The sequence below is a fragment of the Klebsiella sp. B345 genome, from assembly GCF_051131735.1.
In the GTDB taxonomy this organism is placed as follows: domain Bacteria; phylum Pseudomonadota; class Gammaproteobacteria; order Enterobacterales; family Enterobacteriaceae; genus Klebsiella.
Genome location: NZ_CP180443.1, coordinates 3,541,185 through 3,557,529, shown reverse-complemented (window position 1 = coordinate 3,557,529; position 16,345 = coordinate 3,541,185). Strand labels below are relative to the sequence as shown.

Sequence of the window (16,345 nt, the reverse complement as noted above, 5' to 3'; positions counted from 1 at the left end):
TACGCCCTCCCCTTGCTCATGATTTTCTATTTAGATTCAGCTTGCTGAAACGCTGCCGAAAACAATAGCCGTAGGGATATTGTTGATTGGTAGGAAACTGGATTCCGTCGCAATAGATGGGAACTGCCATTTGCTATCGGATACGATGTATTGATTATGCAAGGTGGCACTCTTACCAAGGGTCAGATGACGAACACCCACACCAGTATGGAGAACAAGAGCGTTAGCACCGTCAGACATTCGAGGAATAACCGCGAAGCCATCCACACCGATTTTGTCAGTGATCAGGCTGTAGCCTGTCACATCCATCACGGTGATCCCGTTCAGAGTCCACACCTCGTAAGCAGGGTTATCCGCTACCGCTCGTGTATAGAAGTTGTCGCTGGCGTTAACGTTCAGCGTATACACCATGAAATCTTTGATAGAAGGATGGTAGCGAAGTGCTTTAGCAGCAGCGCCAGCAGCCAGGATCACAGCACCTTGTTTCTGTTGTGCCAGACCTTCACCAAGAGCCACGTTTTGAATACGGGCAATCTCGCTTAGTTGTTCGAAGATGTTTGCCGTGTCGCTTGTGTCAAGGGTGTACTCTGTACGCGCTCCACCTGCTAAGAAATCAAGATCACCCTGTCCGGCGAAATCGGAATCAACACGCAGACCAAGCAGCGCATTAACAAGGTCAATCTCTACGGCATTGTTAGCCATTGAATACTGACTGTCTGAGAAGTCATTCAGTGCAATGCTCACCTGATCGCCAGTGTCGGCAATTCCACGCGCGGCGTACTGTTGCAGATCCAGAGAAGTGACGCTGTTCAGAGTCGCAAAATATTTCATCTGATACAGGGCATTGGTGAACGTAGGACGCTGGGCGCTGTTCCAATCGCTTTGGGCGTATGGGCTGTTTTCCTTAGCCACCAGATTTTTAACATCTGTAACCTGCTCAAGCGCAATAGTGTTTACCGTGTGGTTCTCCTGACGGAAAAGCCCAAGGTTAGAAATGATGGTGTTTAGCTGATTACTGAAAGTAAACGGACTGGTGAATGAGTCATAAACCACACCAGAAAAGAGGTCTTTAGCCATTGTTATTATTATCCTTGAAAATTAAGTGGTACGCAGGGCGACGTTGCTGAAATCAGCGAAAGTGAAGCCAAGAGTTGCAAGTTGCGCTTGGGCCAGGGATTGATCCAGGCTTCCAAATTCAACACCAGACAGTGCTAAAATCGTATGTTCTGGAGAAGCTACAATGAACGCCTTAGCGCCAGCTTGTGCAGGTTCTACGACAACATACGCAATATCACCAGGGGCGGCAGCTTTCGCGCCTGTAGCGCCCACAAGGTCGCCAACAATCAGGGATTCTGGGATACCAGAAGCCACACGGATCAGGCGGTCTTGCATAATCATATCGGAGGCGTAAGCCACCACTTTGTATCGAGCGTGGGAGTTATCCCCGTTCAGAGTTTGAAATGTTCCAAAATTCAATTGGTTTTTCCTTTTGCTAATAGTTTTAATCGTGCCTCAAGCCCGGTTAAAGGGTGAGAATCTTCTTTGGATTTAGTGATCGTGGCGGTAGGCCAGAATTTCTCTGTAGCCTGTCGTATATCTTCAACACTCACGCCGAAAGCGTCAGCGGCTTGTTTCATCATCTTTTCAGTGAGGACAAGTGAAGAGGATTTATGAGTGATCACACGGTCATAGCTCATAAGAAACATAGTGTTTCCTCGTGGTCGTTATCACAGGGGTTCTGGTTTTCAGGGGTTCTGGTTTTCAGGGGTTCTGTTTTACAGAGTTTGTGACATTGATGTTAAAAATAAGCCCCAATGAAGGGGCTTATTAGGGGTAGCTGGAAATCTTATAAACCAGCCTGGGGATCATTCCGTGCCGTTGCAAAACACGATTAGGATGAATGATCGCCCTGTTGGAATCTCATTAACTACTCAGCTTTTCGGGAAGCTCAATATTTAATCAGAAGACAATACAACTCGAACAAGAGTTTATCGTCTGACAACTCAACCCTAACGGGGTTTGAGAAGTAAAGAGCATGATTGCTCTTCTATAAAATCACTCGTTGTGAACGTTCATAAGGAAAGGAAGAGAACACCCCGACACTCCCCATATCATCCAAGAATGGGGAAGGTGTTCTCACCTTGTTAGAAACGTAGCAATAAAGAACACAACCAAAAATCAAAGAAGGAATGATTTTAGAGAAGAGGGCTACCCTACAAGGGGAGGAGTAGCCGTTCTCATTTTCCAAGGAGGAAAAATAAGTTCTTGCTATGGGAGGAAGCAAAACAAGAGAAGTGAAGTGAAGTGAAGTGAAGTGAAGTGAAGTGAATGTTTATTCAGCTTATATCTAAGTATAACATGATATGTGACATCATGTCAAGCGATTTATGCAATAAATTGCATACTTATTCAATTCAGAGTTCTGAAAGCTGTACAGTGCAATCCTGGATGGACAACGCCAGCCCGTTAAGCGCCTCAAGCAATGTCTGATCATCCCGTAAACTCTCCACAAGCTCACAGAAGAAGCAAATATCATGCAGGGATGCAGCGGCAAGGCTTATCTGATTAAACGCCTCTGCGATGATTTCAGGGAGATTATCAGGCCTTGCCTGATAGACGGCATTCACTGCCGCCAGCATGGGCATATGGTGCTGGTCGTGGAAAGCATCAAGCGTATCTTGCGCCCAAATTGCATATTCATCCTGCATTCTGCATACGCTCCCTGATACCCTTGATAGCCTGAATCCCTGCCAGGAATGGCGCGGCCTCTGTAGCCAGCACATCGACTAAGCGATCAATTTCTTCAACGTTGTGCTCTTGTTCGAGAGATAGCGCTTGTTCAAAAAGGTATTCCACGTATTCAATACGTTCTTTGAAATGTCGTTGTTGTGTGATTTCTTCAATCATTGTTGTCATTCTCCATAAAAAATAATCCGTCCAGCTCCCTAACTCCGGCTACGGTGTTATTCATGGCTGAATACGTTACATAGTGGTTTAGGCTGTCGAAGCCCAGGCATTGCCAGCGGTGAAGCTGGCTATCATCGTAGGTGTAAACTTTGCGCTTGCGGGGGCGGTAATAAACTCCGCTTGAACATTCGAGGAGATCATTTAACGCGGCCCACTCTTCCACAGAGGGCGGTGTTGAATGAACTTCTGTCACTGTTTCGATAAGCTCCCCAGGGATTTCCTCAAGGGATTTTACGTAGAGGCGTTTTGTTCGTACTTGCGAGGCTTTGCCGATCCTGTTGACATTTTCCCGTTCTATACGGGTGAGGGTGTTCCGTTCTTTCTTAGACATTGCACCTCGGCTTAGTGGTTCGAGGTGATGAAAGCAACGTTGTGATTCACGTCGAAGTCGTAATAGCCACCTCTTCGAGTGATGGTGATCACTTTGGCATCTCGCATCAGGAACAACCAGTAACGGATTCCGCTTTCCGAGTAGCCCAAGGCAGACGCCAGGGTTTTAACGCTGGAACGGAATGTTCCGTTCTCTCGATGTAAGCTGGCAAGGTGATTGTAAATGCGTCTGCAAACGTCATTACAGCCGAGGCGAAAGTTTGTGTCTTCGTTCAGTAGGTAAAGGTTGGTCATAATCCTCCTGGTTAAAATGGTAGATCTTCGAGGTCGTCGAAGGTTTCATTCGTTGGTACGGTGAAAATAATCTCGCGTCCATGATGTTTGGTCGCGGTCAGGGAAATAAGTCGGTAGGCTTCTTCTTCATCGCCCATTGTCTCTGTTAGCGCCCATTTCAAAGCAGCATCAACGGGTTCACCATTAGGTTTGCCGATAGCAACACCGCCCCAGGGAAGCTCTGGCTTGTCCTGCTGAATGGGGATCGTTGGTGTTGATTGATAATCAGGGTCATCCCAGACACATGGAATGTCATCATTAGGAACTGAATGTTCCTCTGCGGCCTTCACTGGTTCAGGGGCTAGTACTTCGTCAGACGCTGCTACAGGCTGCGCTGTTAGAGATTCTGGTGGGGTAATGTGAGCATCAGTGATCGGAAAAGTCCGGTAAACTTTGGAACGATAGCCTGGGTTTTTCTCTTTCGTGATTAGCCCTGCATCTTGCAGCTTCTTAATGAGTTTGCAGGTTCGCTCCCTGGATAAATCGATCACCTTTCCAAGCTCTTCCTGACTTTCGTAACAGAAATTCCCTGAATTTTCCCACCCCTGAAAATAGCAGTACAGCTTTTGCGCCTTGGGGCAAAAGTCCATGTAACCATTCTCGAGATTGGGTGAATAAATGCGTGGAATGTCTCGGAAGTAATGCGGGGTGTTGATTGTACGATCTTTTACTTCACCAGTAGTTTTGTCTGTGTACTGGTAATCTGCCTTAATCTGGGCGAGGTTTTTTGCCATTGTTGTTTGCTCCTGTGTATGCTCAGTAAGTTACGAATGCTCTTCATTTGGTTTTCTCCGCTTCTCATTCGTGGGTGGGGGTTAATGCTGGAACGTGGTTATTACGCGCCAGCCTTCGAGTATTTGACCGCCAGACTTTGGCATTCTTCAAGAAGAAGTGCGCTTACACTCATTTTTCGGCGCTTTGCTTCTTTGAACAGAATCTGAAATGTCGCATCCGGGATCATTAACGATGTGGACGGCGGTAGTTTGGTTTTCTTCTCGATCATACTGGTTTCTCCTTCTGGGTTATTCGTTGGTTGTCGTATCAGCCTGTTCAGCTTTCCACTGATCGTAAAGTTCGATCCCCTTACGTAATCGTTCAGCATGTTCTAAGTAACCTTGACGCTGTGCTGCTGCTCTCTGGCTGTTCATTGCCTTGCGGGTCTTATCTCCTGCTTTCAGAGCATCGAAGACAAGCTCTGGATTGAAATACTTAATGTTGGTTCTCCTTGCGTTAGATACACGGAAACACCATCCAGGGAGAACGTTATTAACGTTGCCTGATAGTGCGGTGTGATCTGGATTGTTTGGGTCAGGCTGAATGCCTAAGAAGAGGACGGGATGAATGCTTTCATCACCCGACAAAACTTACTATAGCACGGAATGATCTCAAAGTCAATAGCTTAATGTAAAATTATCCCATCACAGACTATAGCATACTCACCAGTTGTGATCAACCTCCAGTGTTCATCACAAAGCCTCCTGTAGCGCTCTCTGCGGCGTTCTGACACTTTCAGGCTATCATTGAATTCCCTGCCCTGTTTAAATCGCTCTACGGGCTTCCTGTGAAGCCTGGCGGCATTCAGGCGCACCTCTGGCATTTATCCCCAACCCCAAGAACCCATAACACGACTACAGGAGGTAGGAGGGTATGTGAGCTTTAGCCCTGACTTACTGAAACCTTACATGTGAACGTCAGTTCATGAATGGATGGTTTAAGTTAGTCAGACTTAGCATGTAGACGATTACACGGTAGTGTAGCCGGATAGATGGTTAGTCAACCCCGCACAGCGCAATGGTATTAGCCCACGGCGAAATGATCATGTGCAACCGTTTCACGGTGGCAAAGCCATTGCACCATACAGAGGGTGTAACTTGCGTAGCGTCGTGAGCGGAACGGGCCAGCCAACGAAGCCCGAAAGGTAGCGGAGTAAGGCTGCTTGCCATGAGTGACGGCGACACACGCCAGCAAAAGAGATGATGAAGAAGATCATTCTTGCGCGGCGTAGCCTGGCATCAGCCAGCGCAAAAGGCCAAACCCACAAACATAGTCTTATAGATCTTAGTATTATAGTTAAGTAGTCTTATAGAGTGACGTTTCGTCACAGATAACTTGCCTCATGTGTGACGCTGCGTCACAGAAGTAGCTTGTTGATGTGACATTACGTCACAGATAGGATGATTCGTATGTGTGACGCTCGGTCACACAGTCGGGTTTTTCCCGTATGTTCTCACGCTGAAAGTGACAAAACGTCACTCCCCAACGGTAGATCGTCGCCCTGCTCACTGCGTGCCGTCCATGTAACTAAACCTAAGATTAATCGGACTAAAGCGGCGATTAATAGCGGTAAAAGCGCTGGTAATTGGCATGTAAAGAAGCACCATTGACACAAGCAAAGTGTAGCCAAAGTGAACAATCAACTTTCATTGTAGAATAGCTACACTTATGTAGAAGCCTTGCCCCGTGCGGCTTGTCACTGATTGTCACAACGATCATCACTTTGATGTAAGCACATCCTGCTTAACGACTTTTTGTTATAAAGTAACAATTCGATTTTTCCATGCCAAAACTCGCCAATTAGTTAGCATTCCAATCATTTCATCATGCAATCAAATTTAAGTGAATAAACACTGCATACTCCGTGCATACTGGCAGGTAAGCGCCGCCCCCGCCTAAAAACCCCACATTTACCGACATAGAATCAATGAGATAGACAACAACCACACACAACCTCTTGTAGTGTGATGTTACGTTGTTACCGCTGTTCTTCGTGCCGATCTGATGATTTGGCAACGTCCAAACACATGTCTATAAATGCCAAATCTATGATTTTATTTAAGATATTTCAAAATTGTGCAGATTTCGATCTGGGTGCGCCTGATCTTCGCGTTCAGCACTGGACACAACCGCATCATTCACCACACACAACACAGATCAATTTTTGATCATTTATATTGCAACTCACTGAAATTGATCATAAAGTTAATTTAACAAGTTTAGATGTGTGACCTTAAAGGAGGGTGAATTGAACAGAGCAATGGTGTTAGACGAACAGCAAGCCAAAGCGATCAGGGAGTGGCTAAACGCTCATAACAAGAGCCTGATTGCTGATGTGACGTTAATGATGCAAGCCGCCGTACTGCGTGTAGGGGATGCCGTCGCTTTGCGCTTTGACGAAGTGATCAACGGTGAGATTGATATCGAAGAACAGAAGACAGGGAAGCGTAAAGCCCTCACCCTTCCGGCTCCAGTGGTGCAGATGATCGCACGTCGCCGTTCTGAGTTTCCCAATGATGTGCATGTGTTCAGAAGCCAGCGTAACCGCTCGATGAACAAGCAAGCGCCTGTGCGACGCGAAGAAGTGAGCAAGCAGATCGCAGAAGCCGCTAAAGCTATAGGGATTCATGGCACTGTATCGGCGCACAGCTTCCGCAAAGCTGGCGGCAATGCCATTTACAAGCGTTCTGCAAACAACATCGCGTTAGCTATGACCGTACTTAATCACAGCAACATCACCGACACCAGGCGCTATCTGGACTTAGACAAGCAAGCCGTTAGCCGGGTGATCAATGAGATGGACTTATAAGGGGGTAAACATGAAAAACAATTTACTGGTGCTGACGCTGGCACTATTGCCAATAACCAATCGGAGGCGAATTGCCCCCGATGATCTTTAACCGATTAATCGCCTTCAGCTTCAATAAATTTCTGAGCCAAGCAAGGCGGCAAATTCTGAAGATACTGTACAGAATCACGAATCAGTTCATCTACAGTTTCATCACGCTCACGTAAATTTTGAGCCCATCCTCTCCCTGGGTGCATAAAGTCCCAGCGAGGACGTAAGCCAGTGTAACGATGCTTACCTGGATCATGATTGCCAAAACCATCAATAGATGAATTCCAAATCGGTTTAAAGCGAGAGATAACCAGCGATTCTCCCAACGGAATCCAAATGTCATCAACAACCAAAAATCGACAATAAAAATCTTCAATCGAAAGATTTTCGGCTGCACGAAGACTTTCAGCATGCTCTTTCAAGCGTCTAAACAGAACGTTTCCAACCTTATCTGGATTAGTAAGTCCCATCCTCGCTCCTGCTGGTACGGCTTTACCAACATAGATAGGCAATCGAAATTGCCCATCACGATTCAGTTCCGCCAGTTGTCCGTAAGCAGGATGATCGCCAGTGTAATAAATCGCGTAAATCCCTGCTCCTGGAAATGAGGTTAACTCTTCCAGAGGATGAGCATCTTTGCTCAACAAGGCTTCCGCAACACTGGCACCTAAATTTTGCTTATCAAGTGGATTAAATGGAATGACCTTTCCTGTCATGCAGAAGCCCTTTTATTATTCCCACCCTGCTTGAGGATGTTTCCAATTTCAGAGGTCAGTAGCTTTTCCGCTACACTGCTGGCAACGCAATACGCCAGGTGAACCGGCACAGCGTTACCCAACTGCCTCATAGTTTCAGTCCAGCTCCCGTGAAAACGATAACTATCGGGAAACGTTTGAATTCTGGCACTTTCTCGCACAGTAAAATAGCGTACTGAGCCATCATCACGCACGAGCATGTTCTCACCCCCAGGAACACCATGAGCACCTGCTTTGAGCGTTTTAGCTGGCAGATCTAATGGGCTTCCCGTATGACCGGGATAAGTTCGCGCTCCCGCCTGGAACGCATGATTCCGGATCATATTTGCCGCCTTTGTTTCAGGATCTGGCAAATCTGCAATAGCATCTCGAACTGTTTTCCACGGAAGTGTATCGGGCGGATTTTTACGCAATTTTGCGATACGGCTAACCATCTGGCTTGGAACAACTGGCATTTCTAAACCGTGTCGCTTCCAATAATCACCAGTAACCCACTGATCATAAACAAGTGCATCATAACTGTGAGTTGGTTTAGGGAACGACCACTCAATTTCAAGATCATCGCGGAAACCAACAATGAAGACACGCTCACGCTTTTGTGGAATACCGTAGTCTGCTGCATTGACCAACGTAGCCAGAACGTTATACGTAAGCCCCTTCCCTTTGTTCTTTCCACTGGTTTTTTCTTCCTGCAAGCGTTTCAAATGCTCGCTCCAGTCTTCGCCATTTCGCGGCGCTACTTCAGGAAATTCAAGCTGCAACTGGATGTACTGGAAATAACTCGCAAAGGTTGCCCGAGTTAGCCCTTTCACGTTCTCGACGATGAAAGCCTTAGGACGAATTTGTCTGATCGCTTCCGCTGTCGCTGGAAACATATCTCGCATGTCGGAATTAGCCTTGTGCTTACCACCAATTGAAAATGGCTGGCAAGGCGGCCCCCCTGCAAGAAGGTCAATCCCTTTAGGGATTTTTGACCAATCAAATTCTCTTACATCGCCCTCAAAAAGATCCCAATCACACAACAGCGGAAAACCGTTCTTTTTGTTTTCTCGGACGGTATCACAGGCCCATTTATCCCATTCAACAACCGCAAGATGCTCAAAACCAGCAATTTCACAACCCATAGCCAAGCCACCAGCACCGGCAAATAGCTCTACAGATTTCATACTTAATCTCCGCCTCATGGCTTATGGTCTGCATCTTAGCAATTTAATCCGTTCATCGAAACCAGCAGACCAGACCTCATACAGCTGACAATGCCAATCAATGTATGGGCCAAAATTAAACGATAGACCGCCTTTGCGCCGTGTTGGGTACATCAACAAAAGCGCCATAGGCGTATCACCAGGGGTTTTGTCAGTTAACCGCTCTCTTATCGAGTACCGTTCATTTATGGCACGGTGGACACCACGGCAGAGCCAGATCCTTTCCCGATCTGGTTAGGCTTCCCAACATTTGCTCGTTTATCCGTGGCGTGTCATCACGACAGGCTGGAACGGGACACCGCGCTAAGTGTGGAACGGTTAAAAGTTTTTGGTATAGGGTTTAGAGACGGCGGCGCGTCTTCCGGCTTCAAAGGGAAAAGCGATACAAGGTTGAGCCTGGTAACTACTTGCCACTGCGTGATAACATACCAAAGCCATTAACATTCACAGTGGCTTTTGTACTTGATGAGAAACTGACATTTTCCATTATCAAATGAGGTGGATTTTTCACACTAACTCATTGATTTATAAGAAAAAGAAGTGATTGGTGCCGAAGGCCGGACTCGAACCGGCACGTATTTCTACGGTTGATTTTGAATCAACTGCGTCTACCGATTTCGCCACTTCGGCACTGAAGGGATACGGAAACGTTGTGGATTATACCTGTCGATGGCCGCCATGCAAGCGCCAGCATGTGTCAGACTCGCTAAGTGTTGAAAAAAACAGCATTTAGTCTCTCAGCGCCCCGCAATGTACCGCCGCCGCCATCTCCCTCACCCCTCCTTCTGCCAAGCGCCCACTCGCCCGATGCTCTACACTTTCTGTTTATCTGAACCAGGCCAGACAACGCACACTACGCCAAACCAAGGAAACCGTCATGAGCACCATTAAAAGCTACGCCGCCAAAGAAGCGGGCGCCGACCTGTCGCTATGGGAATACGACGCGGGCGAACTGCTGCCCCAGGACGTCGAAGTGCAGGTTGAATACTGCGGGATCTGCCACTCTGACCTGTCGATGATCGACAACGAATGGGGCATGTCGAGCTATCCGCTGGTTGCCGGCCACGAAGTGATCGGCCGCGTCTCGGCGCTGGGCAGCGCGGCGCAGAATAAAGGACTGAAGATCGGCCAGAAGGTAGGGATCGGCTGGACCGCCCGCAGCTGCGGACACTGCGACGCCTGTATCAGCGGCAACCAGATCAACTGCCTGGAAGGCTCGGTACCGACCATCATCAACCGCGGCGGTTTCGCCGATAAACTGCGCGCCGACTGGCAATGGGTGATCCCTCTGCCGGAAAGCATCGACATCGAATCCGCCGGCCCTATGCTCTGCGGCGGCATCACCGTCTTTAAACCCCTGCTGATGCACCACGTCACCGCCACCAGCCGCGTCGGCGTCATTGGTATCGGCGGTCTCGGCCACATCGCCATCAAACTGCTGCACGCCATGGGCGCGGAAGTCACCGCTTTCAGCTCGAACCCGGCGAAAGAGCAGGAAGTGCTGGCAATGGGTGCCGATCGTGTGGTCAACAGCCGCGATCCGCAGGCCTTAAAAGCGCTGGCCGGTCAGTTTGATCTGATCATCAACACCGTCGCGGTAGACCTCGAATGGCAGCCGTACTTTGAAGCGCTGGCCTACGGCGGCAACTTCCACACCGTCGGCGCGGTGATGAAACCCCTGCAGGTCCCGGCCTTTACCCTGATTGGCGGCGACCGCAGCATCTCCGGCTCGGCCACCGGCAACCCGTCTGAACTGCGCAAGCTGATGAAGTTCGCCGGTCGCAGCAAAGTTGCCCCAACCACCGAACTGTTCCCGATGTCGCAGATCAACGATGCCCTGAAGCACGTGCGCGATGGCAAAGCCCGCTACCGCGTGGTGCTGAAGGCCGACTTCTAAGCGCGACGCTCCCCTGCCGGGCGCCCCTTGCGCCCGGCATTGTGCTGCCACTTCATCAAACCGTCATCTCCCCGCCATCCCTTTGCAGTCATTCGTTCCCACAATCCGGGCTTCCACAAACGCCTGAACGAGACGTCTGCCACCATGAGAAAAACCTGGCTCCCCTGGCTGATACTGTCGCCTTCTCTGCTGTTTTTACTGCTGTTTACCTGGTTCCCGCTCGGCCGTTCGGTGTACGACAGCCTGTTCGACACCCGCATGGCCAGCGACGGCGCGCCCTTCGTCGGGCTGGATAACTTCGCCCGCCTGTTTGCCGATAATGTCTTCTGGCAATCGCTGCTCAATAACCTGCTCTACATCCTGCTGACGGTGATCCCCGGCGTCACCCTGGCCCTGCTGCTGGCGGTAGCCCTCAGCGAAAACCACCGCGTGAACCGCTGGCTGCGCACCGCCTTCTTCTTCCCGATGATCATCCCGATGGTCAGCGCCGCTGCGCTGTGGCTGTTTATCTTTATGCCCGGCCTCGGCCTGCTTGACCACTATCTGGCAAAGCTCTTCGGCCCGATGAACACCAACTGGCTGGGGCACAGCAACAGCGCGCTGCTGGCGCTGGCGCTGATTGGCGTGTGGAAGTTCGCCGGCTACTACATGCTGTTTTTCCTTGCCGGGTTGCAGAGTATCCCGGCCTCCACTCGCGAAGCGGCGATAATGGAAGGGGCCACCCGCAGCCAGGTGTTCTTTAAGGTCACCCTGCCGCTGCTGCGCCCGACTCTCAGCTTCGTCATCACCACCGCACTGATCTACTCCATCACCCAGATTGACCACGTAGCGGTGATGACCCGCGGCGGGCCGGACAACGCCACCACCGTACTGCTCTACTACATCCAGAATCTGGCGTGGGATACCCACGACCTCGGTAAAGCCTCAGCCGCCACCTTCCTGACGCTGGCCGGGCTGTTCGCCTTCTCACTGATCAACCTGAAACTGCTGGAGAAAGGAGCGCACTATGAGCGCTGAAGCCTCACCGCCGCTGCTGCGAGAGCAGCAGCAATCGCACCCGCTGTGGCTGCGCCTGCGTCGTTCACAGCCGTTCACCCTCAGCGTGCTGATGGCCTGCCTGGCGCTGCTGTGGGTCAGCCCGCTGCTGTGGATGCTGGCGACCGCCTTCAGCGCCACCACCTTCGGCGAAGACATGGCCTCGCTGCTGCCGCGCCCGCCGCTGACCCTCGATAACTTCCGCGACGCCTGGGCCAGCGCCGACTGGCTGAGCCTGTACGCTAACACCCTGATCTTCACCTTCGGCACCTTCATCGTGCAGCTGTTCACCATCACCACCGCCGGGTACGTCTTCGCCTGCCACGAGTTCCGCGGCAAACAGACGCTGTTCCTGCTGTTTTTGGTGCAGCTGATGATCATGCCGGTGGTGATGATGGTGCCGAACATGCTGACCCTGAAAACCTTCGGCCTGCTCAACACTCTCACCGGGGTGATGATGCCCTACTTCACCTCGGCGTTCGGCGTGTTCCTGATGCGCCAGGCGTTCCTCGCCATCCCCAAAGAGCTGGAAGAAGCCGCCCTGATGGAGGGCTGTCGTTGGTGGCAGGTGCTGTTCCGCGTGCTGCTGCCGATGTCCTGGCCGTCGGTGCTGGCCTTCGCCACCGTCAGCATTACCTACCACTGGAACGAGTATCTGTGGCCGCTAATGATGCTCAACGATCCCGATAAACAGGTGCTCACAGTGGGACTGGTCTCCTTCGCCATGGGCGCCGAATCCGGCGGCCAGTGGGGCACCATCGGCGCCGGTACCTTAATGGTCTGTCTGCCGCTGATGCTGGCGTTCATCCTTTTCCAGAAACAGTTCCTGCGAAGCTTCGGCTTCTCCGGGATCAAATAAGGAGTTATCTATGCTGTTAGCGCAAATCTCGGATACCCACTTTCGCAGCCACGGTCAGAAGCTGTATGGCTTTATCGATGTGAACGCCGCCAACGCCGACGTGGTCTCCCAGCTGAACGCCCTGCCCGAGCGCCCGGACGCGGTGGTGATCAGCGGCGATATCGTCAACTGCGGCCGCCCGCAGGAGTACGAGGTAGCCCGCCAGATCCTCGGCAGCCTGGACTATCCGCTGTACCTGATCCCCGGCAACCACGACGACAAAGCGCTGTTTCTGGAATACCTGCAGCCACTGTGCCCGCAGCTCGGTAACGATGCGCAGAACATGCATTACGCGGTGGACGATTTTGCCACCCGCCTGCTGTTTATCGACTCCAGCCGCGCCGGTACCTCCAAAGGCTGGCTGACCGACGAAACCATCAAATGGCTGGAAGCCCAGCTGTTCGACGGCGGCGACAAACCGGCCACGGTCTTTATGCACCACCCGCCGCTGCCGCTGGGCAATGCCCAGATGGATCCCATCGCCTGTGAAAACGGCTACCGCCTGCTGGGGCTGGTTGAGCGCTTCCCTTCGCTGACGCGCATCTTCTGCGGCCATAACCACAGCCTGACCCTGACCCAGTACCGCCAGGCGATCATCTCCACCATCCCCGGCACTGTCCATCAGGTGCCCTATTTTCATGAAGACAGCCGCCCGTACTACGACCTGTCGCCAGCCTCGTGCCTGATGCACCGCCAGGTCGGCGAGCAGTGGGTCAGCTACCAGCACCCGCTGACCCACCACGCTGGGCCGTGGCTGTATGACGAAAACATTAGCTGCCCAACGGAAGAGCGTTAATCCTCATGCTTAGTTTGCAAAACATCAGTAAGCGCTTTGACGGCAAACCGGCGCTCAATGCCCTCTCCCTCGACATTCACGACGGCGAGTTTGTGGTGCTGGTCGGCCCCTCCGGCTGCGGCAAAAGCACGCTGCTGCGGCTGCTGGCCGGACTGGAGCCGGTGAGCGAAGGCGAGATCTGGCTGCACAACGAAAACATCACCGCCCTGTCGCCGCGCGAGCGCAACTTCGCGATGATCTTCCAGAACTACGCGCTGTTTCCGCATCTGTCGGTGCAGGACAACATCACCTTCGGCATGAAGGTGCGTAAGGAAGACAAGGCCAGCTGGCAGCCGCGGGTAGATAAAGTCGCGCAAATGCTGCAGCTGGAGAGCCTGCTGGACCGCAAACCGGCGAAGCTCTCCGGCGGACAGCGTCAGCGGGTAGCGATGGCCCGCGCCATCGTGCGCAATCCACGTCTGTTTCTGATGGACGAGCCGCTCTCCAACCTCGACGCACGGCTGCGCAGCGAGGTGCGCGACAGCATTATGGATCTCCACCAGCAGCTGAAAACCAGCACCGTCTACGTGACCCACGACCAGACCGAAGCGATGTCGATGGCCGACCGTATCGTGGTGATGAACGGCGGTCAGGTGCAGCAGGTTGGGCGGCCGGAGCACCTCTACGCCCATCCGGCCAACCTGTTCGTTGCCGGGTTTATCGGCTCGCCGGCGATGAATCTGCTGTCGCTGCCCTGTGCCGACGGCCAGGTACAGCTCGGCGACCTGCGCCACCCGCTGCCGTCGCACTCCCGCGACGAATCCCGCGTCTGGTTTGGCATTCGTCCCGAACATATCAGCGATCGCGTGGAAGAAGGCCATATGCGCCTCTCCGCCACCGTGCTGCAACGCGAACTGATGGGCGCCGATTATCTGCTCCACGTCAGCACCCCCATCGGCACCCTGCGCTTTAGTCGCCGCCACCGCGGCACGGTGCCAGAGAAAGGCGACACGCTGACCCTCGGCTTCGCGCCTGCCGATATTCATCTCTTTCATGCTGAGCACCAGCACAACTTAATGAGCCTGTGAATCAGGCATTTACTCCAGGAGATTGACCATGCTTAAAACCCTGACGGCGGTCGGGCTTTCACTCGCCCTCTGCGGCAGCGCGCTGGCGAAAGAGAAGATCGATTTCATGTTCCCGGCGCCGGTCGACGGCAAGCTGACCATGGAGATGACCCGGGTGATCAAAGCCTTTAACGACGCGCAACAGGATGTCGAAGTGCGCGGGATCTTCACCGGCAACTACGACACCACCAAGATCAAGGCCGAGTCGGCGCAGAAAGCCGGGCAGCCACCGGCGCTGGTGATCATGTCCGCTAACTTCACCACCGATCTGGCGCTGAAGGATGAGATCCTGCCGATGGACGAGCTGTTTAAATATGGCGACCAGAAGGCCGGCGATTTTCTGGTACAGGATTTCTGGCCAGCGATGCACAAGAACGCCCAGGTAATGGGCACCACCTATGCGATCCCGTTCCATAACTCGACGCCGATCCTCTATTACAACAAAACGCTGTTCGATCAGGCCGGGATCAAGCAGCCGCCGCAGACCTGGGCCGAGCTGCTGGCAGATGCCAAAAAGCTGACCGACGAGAGCAAGGGCCAGTGGGGGATCATGCTGCCGTCGACCAACGACGACTACGGCGGCTGGATTTTCTCGGCGCTGGTGCGGGCCAACGGTGGCAAATATTTCAACGAAGATTACCCGGGCGAGGTGTACTACAACGCGCCGACCACCATCGGGGCGCTGCGCTTCTGGCAGGATCTGATCTACAAAGACAAAGTGATGCCCTCCGGCGTGCTGAATTCAAAGCAGATCAGCGCCAGCTTCTTCTCCGGCAAAGTGGGCATGGCAATGCTGAGCACCGGCGCGCTGGGCTTTATGCGTGAGAACAGCAAGGATTTTGAGCTGGGCGTGGCGATGCTGCCGGCAAAAGAGCAGCGGGCGGTACCGATCGGCGGCGCCAGCCTGGTGAGCTTTAAAGGTATTTCCGAGGAACAAAAAAAGGCGGCATATCAGTTCTTAACCTATCTGGTCAGCCCGCAGGTGAACGGCGCCTGGAGCCGCTTTACCGGCTATTTCTCGCCGCGAAAAGCCGCCTACGATACCCCGGAAATGAAAGCCTATTTACAGCAAGACCCGCGCGCGACGATTGCACTGGAGCAGCTGAAGTACGCCCATCCGTGGTACTCCACCTGGGAGACCGTCGCCGTGCGTAAAGCCATGGAAAACCAGCTGGCCGCAGTGGTCAACGATGCCAAAGTGACTCCGGAAGCCGCGGTACAGGCCGCCCAGAAAGAGGCCGACGCGCTGATGAAGCCCTACGTCGATAAAACCGCCCTGGCGCAACAGTAGTAATCCCGCCCCCTGAAACTCCCCCGGTGGCGCCGTGCTTACCGGGGATCCCGCCAGCCGTTTGATTTTTCAGCGTAAAAAGGGTACGTTTTCCCTCTTCCCCCTAGCGTGAGCGGTCG

General features: G+C 52.3%; 19 protein-coding genes and 1 tRNA gene. 7 read left to right on the top strand and 13 right to left on the bottom strand.

Annotation, left to right across the window (positions count from 1 at the left end):
- Nucleotides 1–36 precede the first annotated feature (36 nt).
- From ACMYSO_RS16685 to ACMYSO_RS16640, 10 genes are all read right to left on the bottom strand, one after another.
- Nucleotides 37–1,077, bottom strand: coding sequence for a major capsid protein (locus ACMYSO_RS16685; RefSeq protein WP_434666070.1), 1,041 nt, complete (start codon nucleotides 1,075–1,077; stop codon nucleotides 37–39).
- A 21-nt stretch (nucleotides 1,078–1,098) separates the two neighbouring features.
- Entirely contained in the window at nucleotides 1,099–1,476 is a 378-nt protein-coding gene (locus ACMYSO_RS16680; RefSeq protein ID WP_434666067.1) for a hypothetical protein, read from the bottom strand.
- The gene (locus ACMYSO_RS16675; RefSeq protein WP_434666065.1) at nucleotides 1,473–1,706 is read right to left on the bottom strand and encodes a hypothetical protein; all 234 of its coding nucleotides are present in this window, start codon (nucleotides 1,704–1,706) and stop codon (nucleotides 1,473–1,475) included. Before ACMYSO_RS16675 ends, ACMYSO_RS16680 begins: the two co-directional genes overlap by 4 nt.
- A gap of 708 nt (nucleotides 1,707–2,414) precedes the next feature.
- Nucleotides 2,415–2,708 (bottom strand): hypothetical protein, encoded by a 294-nt coding sequence (locus ACMYSO_RS16670; RefSeq protein WP_434666063.1) that lies wholly within the window; start codon nucleotides 2,706–2,708, stop codon nucleotides 2,415–2,417.
- Nucleotides 2,698–2,907, bottom strand: coding sequence for a hypothetical protein (locus ACMYSO_RS16665; protein WP_434666061.1), 210 nt, complete (start codon nucleotides 2,905–2,907; stop codon nucleotides 2,698–2,700). Before ACMYSO_RS16665 ends, ACMYSO_RS16670 begins: the two co-directional genes overlap by 11 nt.
- Complete coding sequence (locus ACMYSO_RS16660; protein WP_434666058.1) at nucleotides 2,900–3,298, bottom strand: hypothetical protein; 399 nt, start codon at nucleotides 3,296–3,298, stop codon at nucleotides 2,900–2,902. The genes ACMYSO_RS16665 and ACMYSO_RS16660 overlap by 8 nt, the downstream gene beginning before the upstream one ends.
- 11 nt (nucleotides 3,299–3,309) lie before the next feature.
- Complete coding sequence (locus tag ACMYSO_RS16655) at nucleotides 3,310–3,591, bottom strand: hypothetical protein (protein ID WP_174561990.1); 282 nt, start codon at nucleotides 3,589–3,591, stop codon at nucleotides 3,310–3,312.
- Between the two features lie 11 nt (nucleotides 3,592–3,602).
- Nucleotides 3,603–4,364, bottom strand: a complete 762-nt coding sequence (locus ACMYSO_RS16650) for a MarR family transcriptional regulator (protein WP_434666053.1) — start codon at nucleotides 4,362–4,364, stop codon at nucleotides 3,603–3,605.
- Nucleotides 4,365–4,465: 101 nt separating this feature from the next.
- Nucleotides 4,466–4,633 carry a hypothetical protein gene (locus ACMYSO_RS16645; protein WP_007851184.1) on the bottom strand — a complete coding sequence of 56 codons (168 nt, stop codon included), beginning with the start codon at nucleotides 4,631–4,633 and terminating at the stop codon, nucleotides 4,466–4,468.
- A 19-nt stretch (nucleotides 4,634–4,652) separates the two neighbouring features.
- A complete protein-coding gene (locus ACMYSO_RS16640; RefSeq protein WP_434666051.1) occupies nucleotides 4,653–4,991 on the bottom strand; it encodes a hypothetical protein in 339 nt (112 codons plus the stop codon).
- 1,661 nt (nucleotides 4,992–6,652) lie between these two features.
- Here ACMYSO_RS16640 and ACMYSO_RS16635 point away from each other — a divergent pair.
- Nucleotides 6,653–7,213, top strand: a complete 561-nt coding sequence (locus tag ACMYSO_RS16635) for a tyrosine-type recombinase/integrase (protein ID WP_434666048.1) — start codon at nucleotides 6,653–6,655, stop codon at nucleotides 7,211–7,213.
- Nucleotides 7,214–7,308: 95 nt separating this feature from the next.
- Here ACMYSO_RS16635 and ACMYSO_RS16630 read toward each other — a convergent pair whose 3' ends face one another.
- From ACMYSO_RS16630 to ACMYSO_RS16620, 3 genes are all read right to left on the bottom strand, one after another.
- Nucleotides 7,309–7,959, bottom strand: coding sequence for an Eco29kI family restriction endonuclease (locus ACMYSO_RS16630; RefSeq protein WP_434666045.1), 651 nt, complete (start codon nucleotides 7,957–7,959; stop codon nucleotides 7,309–7,311).
- Entirely contained in the window at nucleotides 7,956–9,164 is a 1,209-nt protein-coding gene (locus tag ACMYSO_RS16625; protein WP_434666042.1) for a DNA cytosine methyltransferase, read from the bottom strand. The genes ACMYSO_RS16630 and ACMYSO_RS16625 overlap by 4 nt, the downstream gene beginning before the upstream one ends.
- Before the next feature lie 584 nt (nucleotides 9,165–9,748).
- Nucleotides 9,749–9,833: transfer RNA gene (locus ACMYSO_RS16620), tRNA-Leu, on the bottom strand.
- A 247-nt stretch (nucleotides 9,834–10,080) separates the two neighbouring features.
- Here ACMYSO_RS16620 and ahr point away from each other — a divergent pair.
- From ahr to ACMYSO_RS16590, 6 genes are all read left to right on the top strand, one after another.
- Entirely contained in the window at nucleotides 10,081–11,100 is a 1,020-nt protein-coding gene (gene ahr / locus ACMYSO_RS16615; RefSeq protein ID WP_434666039.1) for an NADPH-dependent aldehyde reductase Ahr, read from the top strand.
- Nucleotides 11,101–11,244: 144 nt separating this feature from the next.
- Nucleotides 11,245–12,117, top strand: coding sequence for a carbohydrate ABC transporter permease (locus ACMYSO_RS16610; RefSeq protein ID WP_123757941.1), 873 nt, complete (start codon nucleotides 11,245–11,247; stop codon nucleotides 12,115–12,117).
- A complete protein-coding gene (locus ACMYSO_RS16605) occupies nucleotides 12,107–12,994 on the top strand; it encodes a carbohydrate ABC transporter permease (protein WP_434666036.1) in 888 nt (295 codons plus the stop codon). Before ACMYSO_RS16610 ends, ACMYSO_RS16605 begins: the two co-directional genes overlap by 11 nt.
- A gap of 10 nt (nucleotides 12,995–13,004) precedes the next feature.
- Complete coding sequence (locus ACMYSO_RS16600; RefSeq protein WP_434586557.1) at nucleotides 13,005–13,829, top strand: phosphodiesterase; 825 nt, start codon at nucleotides 13,005–13,007, stop codon at nucleotides 13,827–13,829.
- Between the two features lie 5 nt (nucleotides 13,830–13,834).
- On the top strand, nucleotides 13,835–14,896 hold the full coding sequence (locus ACMYSO_RS16595; protein WP_434666034.1) for an ABC transporter ATP-binding protein: 1,062 nt from the start codon (nucleotides 13,835–13,837) through the stop codon (nucleotides 14,894–14,896).
- 28 nt (nucleotides 14,897–14,924) lie between these two features.
- On the top strand, nucleotides 14,925–16,226 hold the full coding sequence (locus ACMYSO_RS16590; RefSeq protein ID WP_434666031.1) for an ABC transporter substrate-binding protein: 1,302 nt from the start codon (nucleotides 14,925–14,927) through the stop codon (nucleotides 16,224–16,226).
- Nucleotides 16,227–16,345 lie beyond the last annotated feature (119 nt).

What these genes read in the sequence shown, in the direction of transcription:
- ACMYSO_RS16660 (WP_434666058.1), bottom strand. Translation starts at nt 3,298, where the DNA reads ATGTCTAAGAAAGAACGGAACACCCTCACCCGTATAGAACGGGAAAAT.
- ACMYSO_RS16630 (WP_434666045.1), bottom strand. Translation starts at nt 7,959, where the DNA reads ATGACAGGAAAGGTCATTCCATTTAATCCACTTGATAAGCAAAATTTA.
- ACMYSO_RS16670 (WP_434666063.1), bottom strand. Translation starts at nt 2,708, where the DNA reads ATGCAGGATGAATATGCAATTTGGGCGCAAGATACGCTTGATGCTTTC.
- ACMYSO_RS16605 (WP_434666036.1), top strand. Translation starts at nt 12,107, where the DNA reads ATGAGCGCTGAAGCCTCACCGCCGCTGCTGCGAGAGCAGCAGCAATCG.
- ACMYSO_RS16655 (WP_174561990.1), bottom strand. Translation starts at nt 3,591, where the DNA reads ATGACCAACCTTTACCTACTGAACGAAGACACAAACTTTCGCCTCGGC.
- ACMYSO_RS16665 (WP_434666061.1), bottom strand. Translation starts at nt 2,907, where the DNA reads ATGATTGAAGAAATCACACAACAACGACATTTCAAAGAACGTATTGAA.
- ACMYSO_RS16625 (WP_434666042.1), bottom strand. Translation starts at nt 9,164, where the DNA reads ATGAAATCTGTAGAGCTATTTGCCGGTGCTGGTGGCTTGGCTATGGGT.
- ACMYSO_RS16650 (WP_434666053.1), bottom strand. Translation starts at nt 4,364, where the DNA reads ATGGCAAAAAACCTCGCCCAGATTAAGGCAGATTACCAGTACACAGAC.
- ACMYSO_RS16590 (WP_434666031.1), top strand. Translation starts at nt 14,925, where the DNA reads ATGCTTAAAACCCTGACGGCGGTCGGGCTTTCACTCGCCCTCTGCGGC.
- ACMYSO_RS16675 (WP_434666065.1), bottom strand. Translation starts at nt 1,706, where the DNA reads ATGTTTCTTATGAGCTATGACCGTGTGATCACTCATAAATCCTCTTCA.
- ACMYSO_RS16610 (WP_123757941.1), top strand. Translation starts at nt 11,245, where the DNA reads ATGAGAAAAACCTGGCTCCCCTGGCTGATACTGTCGCCTTCTCTGCTG.
- ACMYSO_RS16645 (WP_007851184.1), bottom strand. Translation starts at nt 4,633, where the DNA reads ATGATCGAGAAGAAAACCAAACTACCGCCGTCCACATCGTTAATGATC.
- ACMYSO_RS16595 (WP_434666034.1), top strand. Translation starts at nt 13,835, where the DNA reads ATGCTTAGTTTGCAAAACATCAGTAAGCGCTTTGACGGCAAACCGGCG.
- ACMYSO_RS16600 (WP_434586557.1), top strand. Translation starts at nt 13,005, where the DNA reads ATGCTGTTAGCGCAAATCTCGGATACCCACTTTCGCAGCCACGGTCAG.
- ACMYSO_RS16685 (WP_434666070.1), bottom strand. Translation starts at nt 1,077, where the DNA reads ATGGCTAAAGACCTCTTTTCTGGTGTGGTTTATGACTCATTCACCAGT.
- ahr (WP_434666039.1), top strand. Translation starts at nt 10,081, where the DNA reads ATGAGCACCATTAAAAGCTACGCCGCCAAAGAAGCGGGCGCCGACCTG.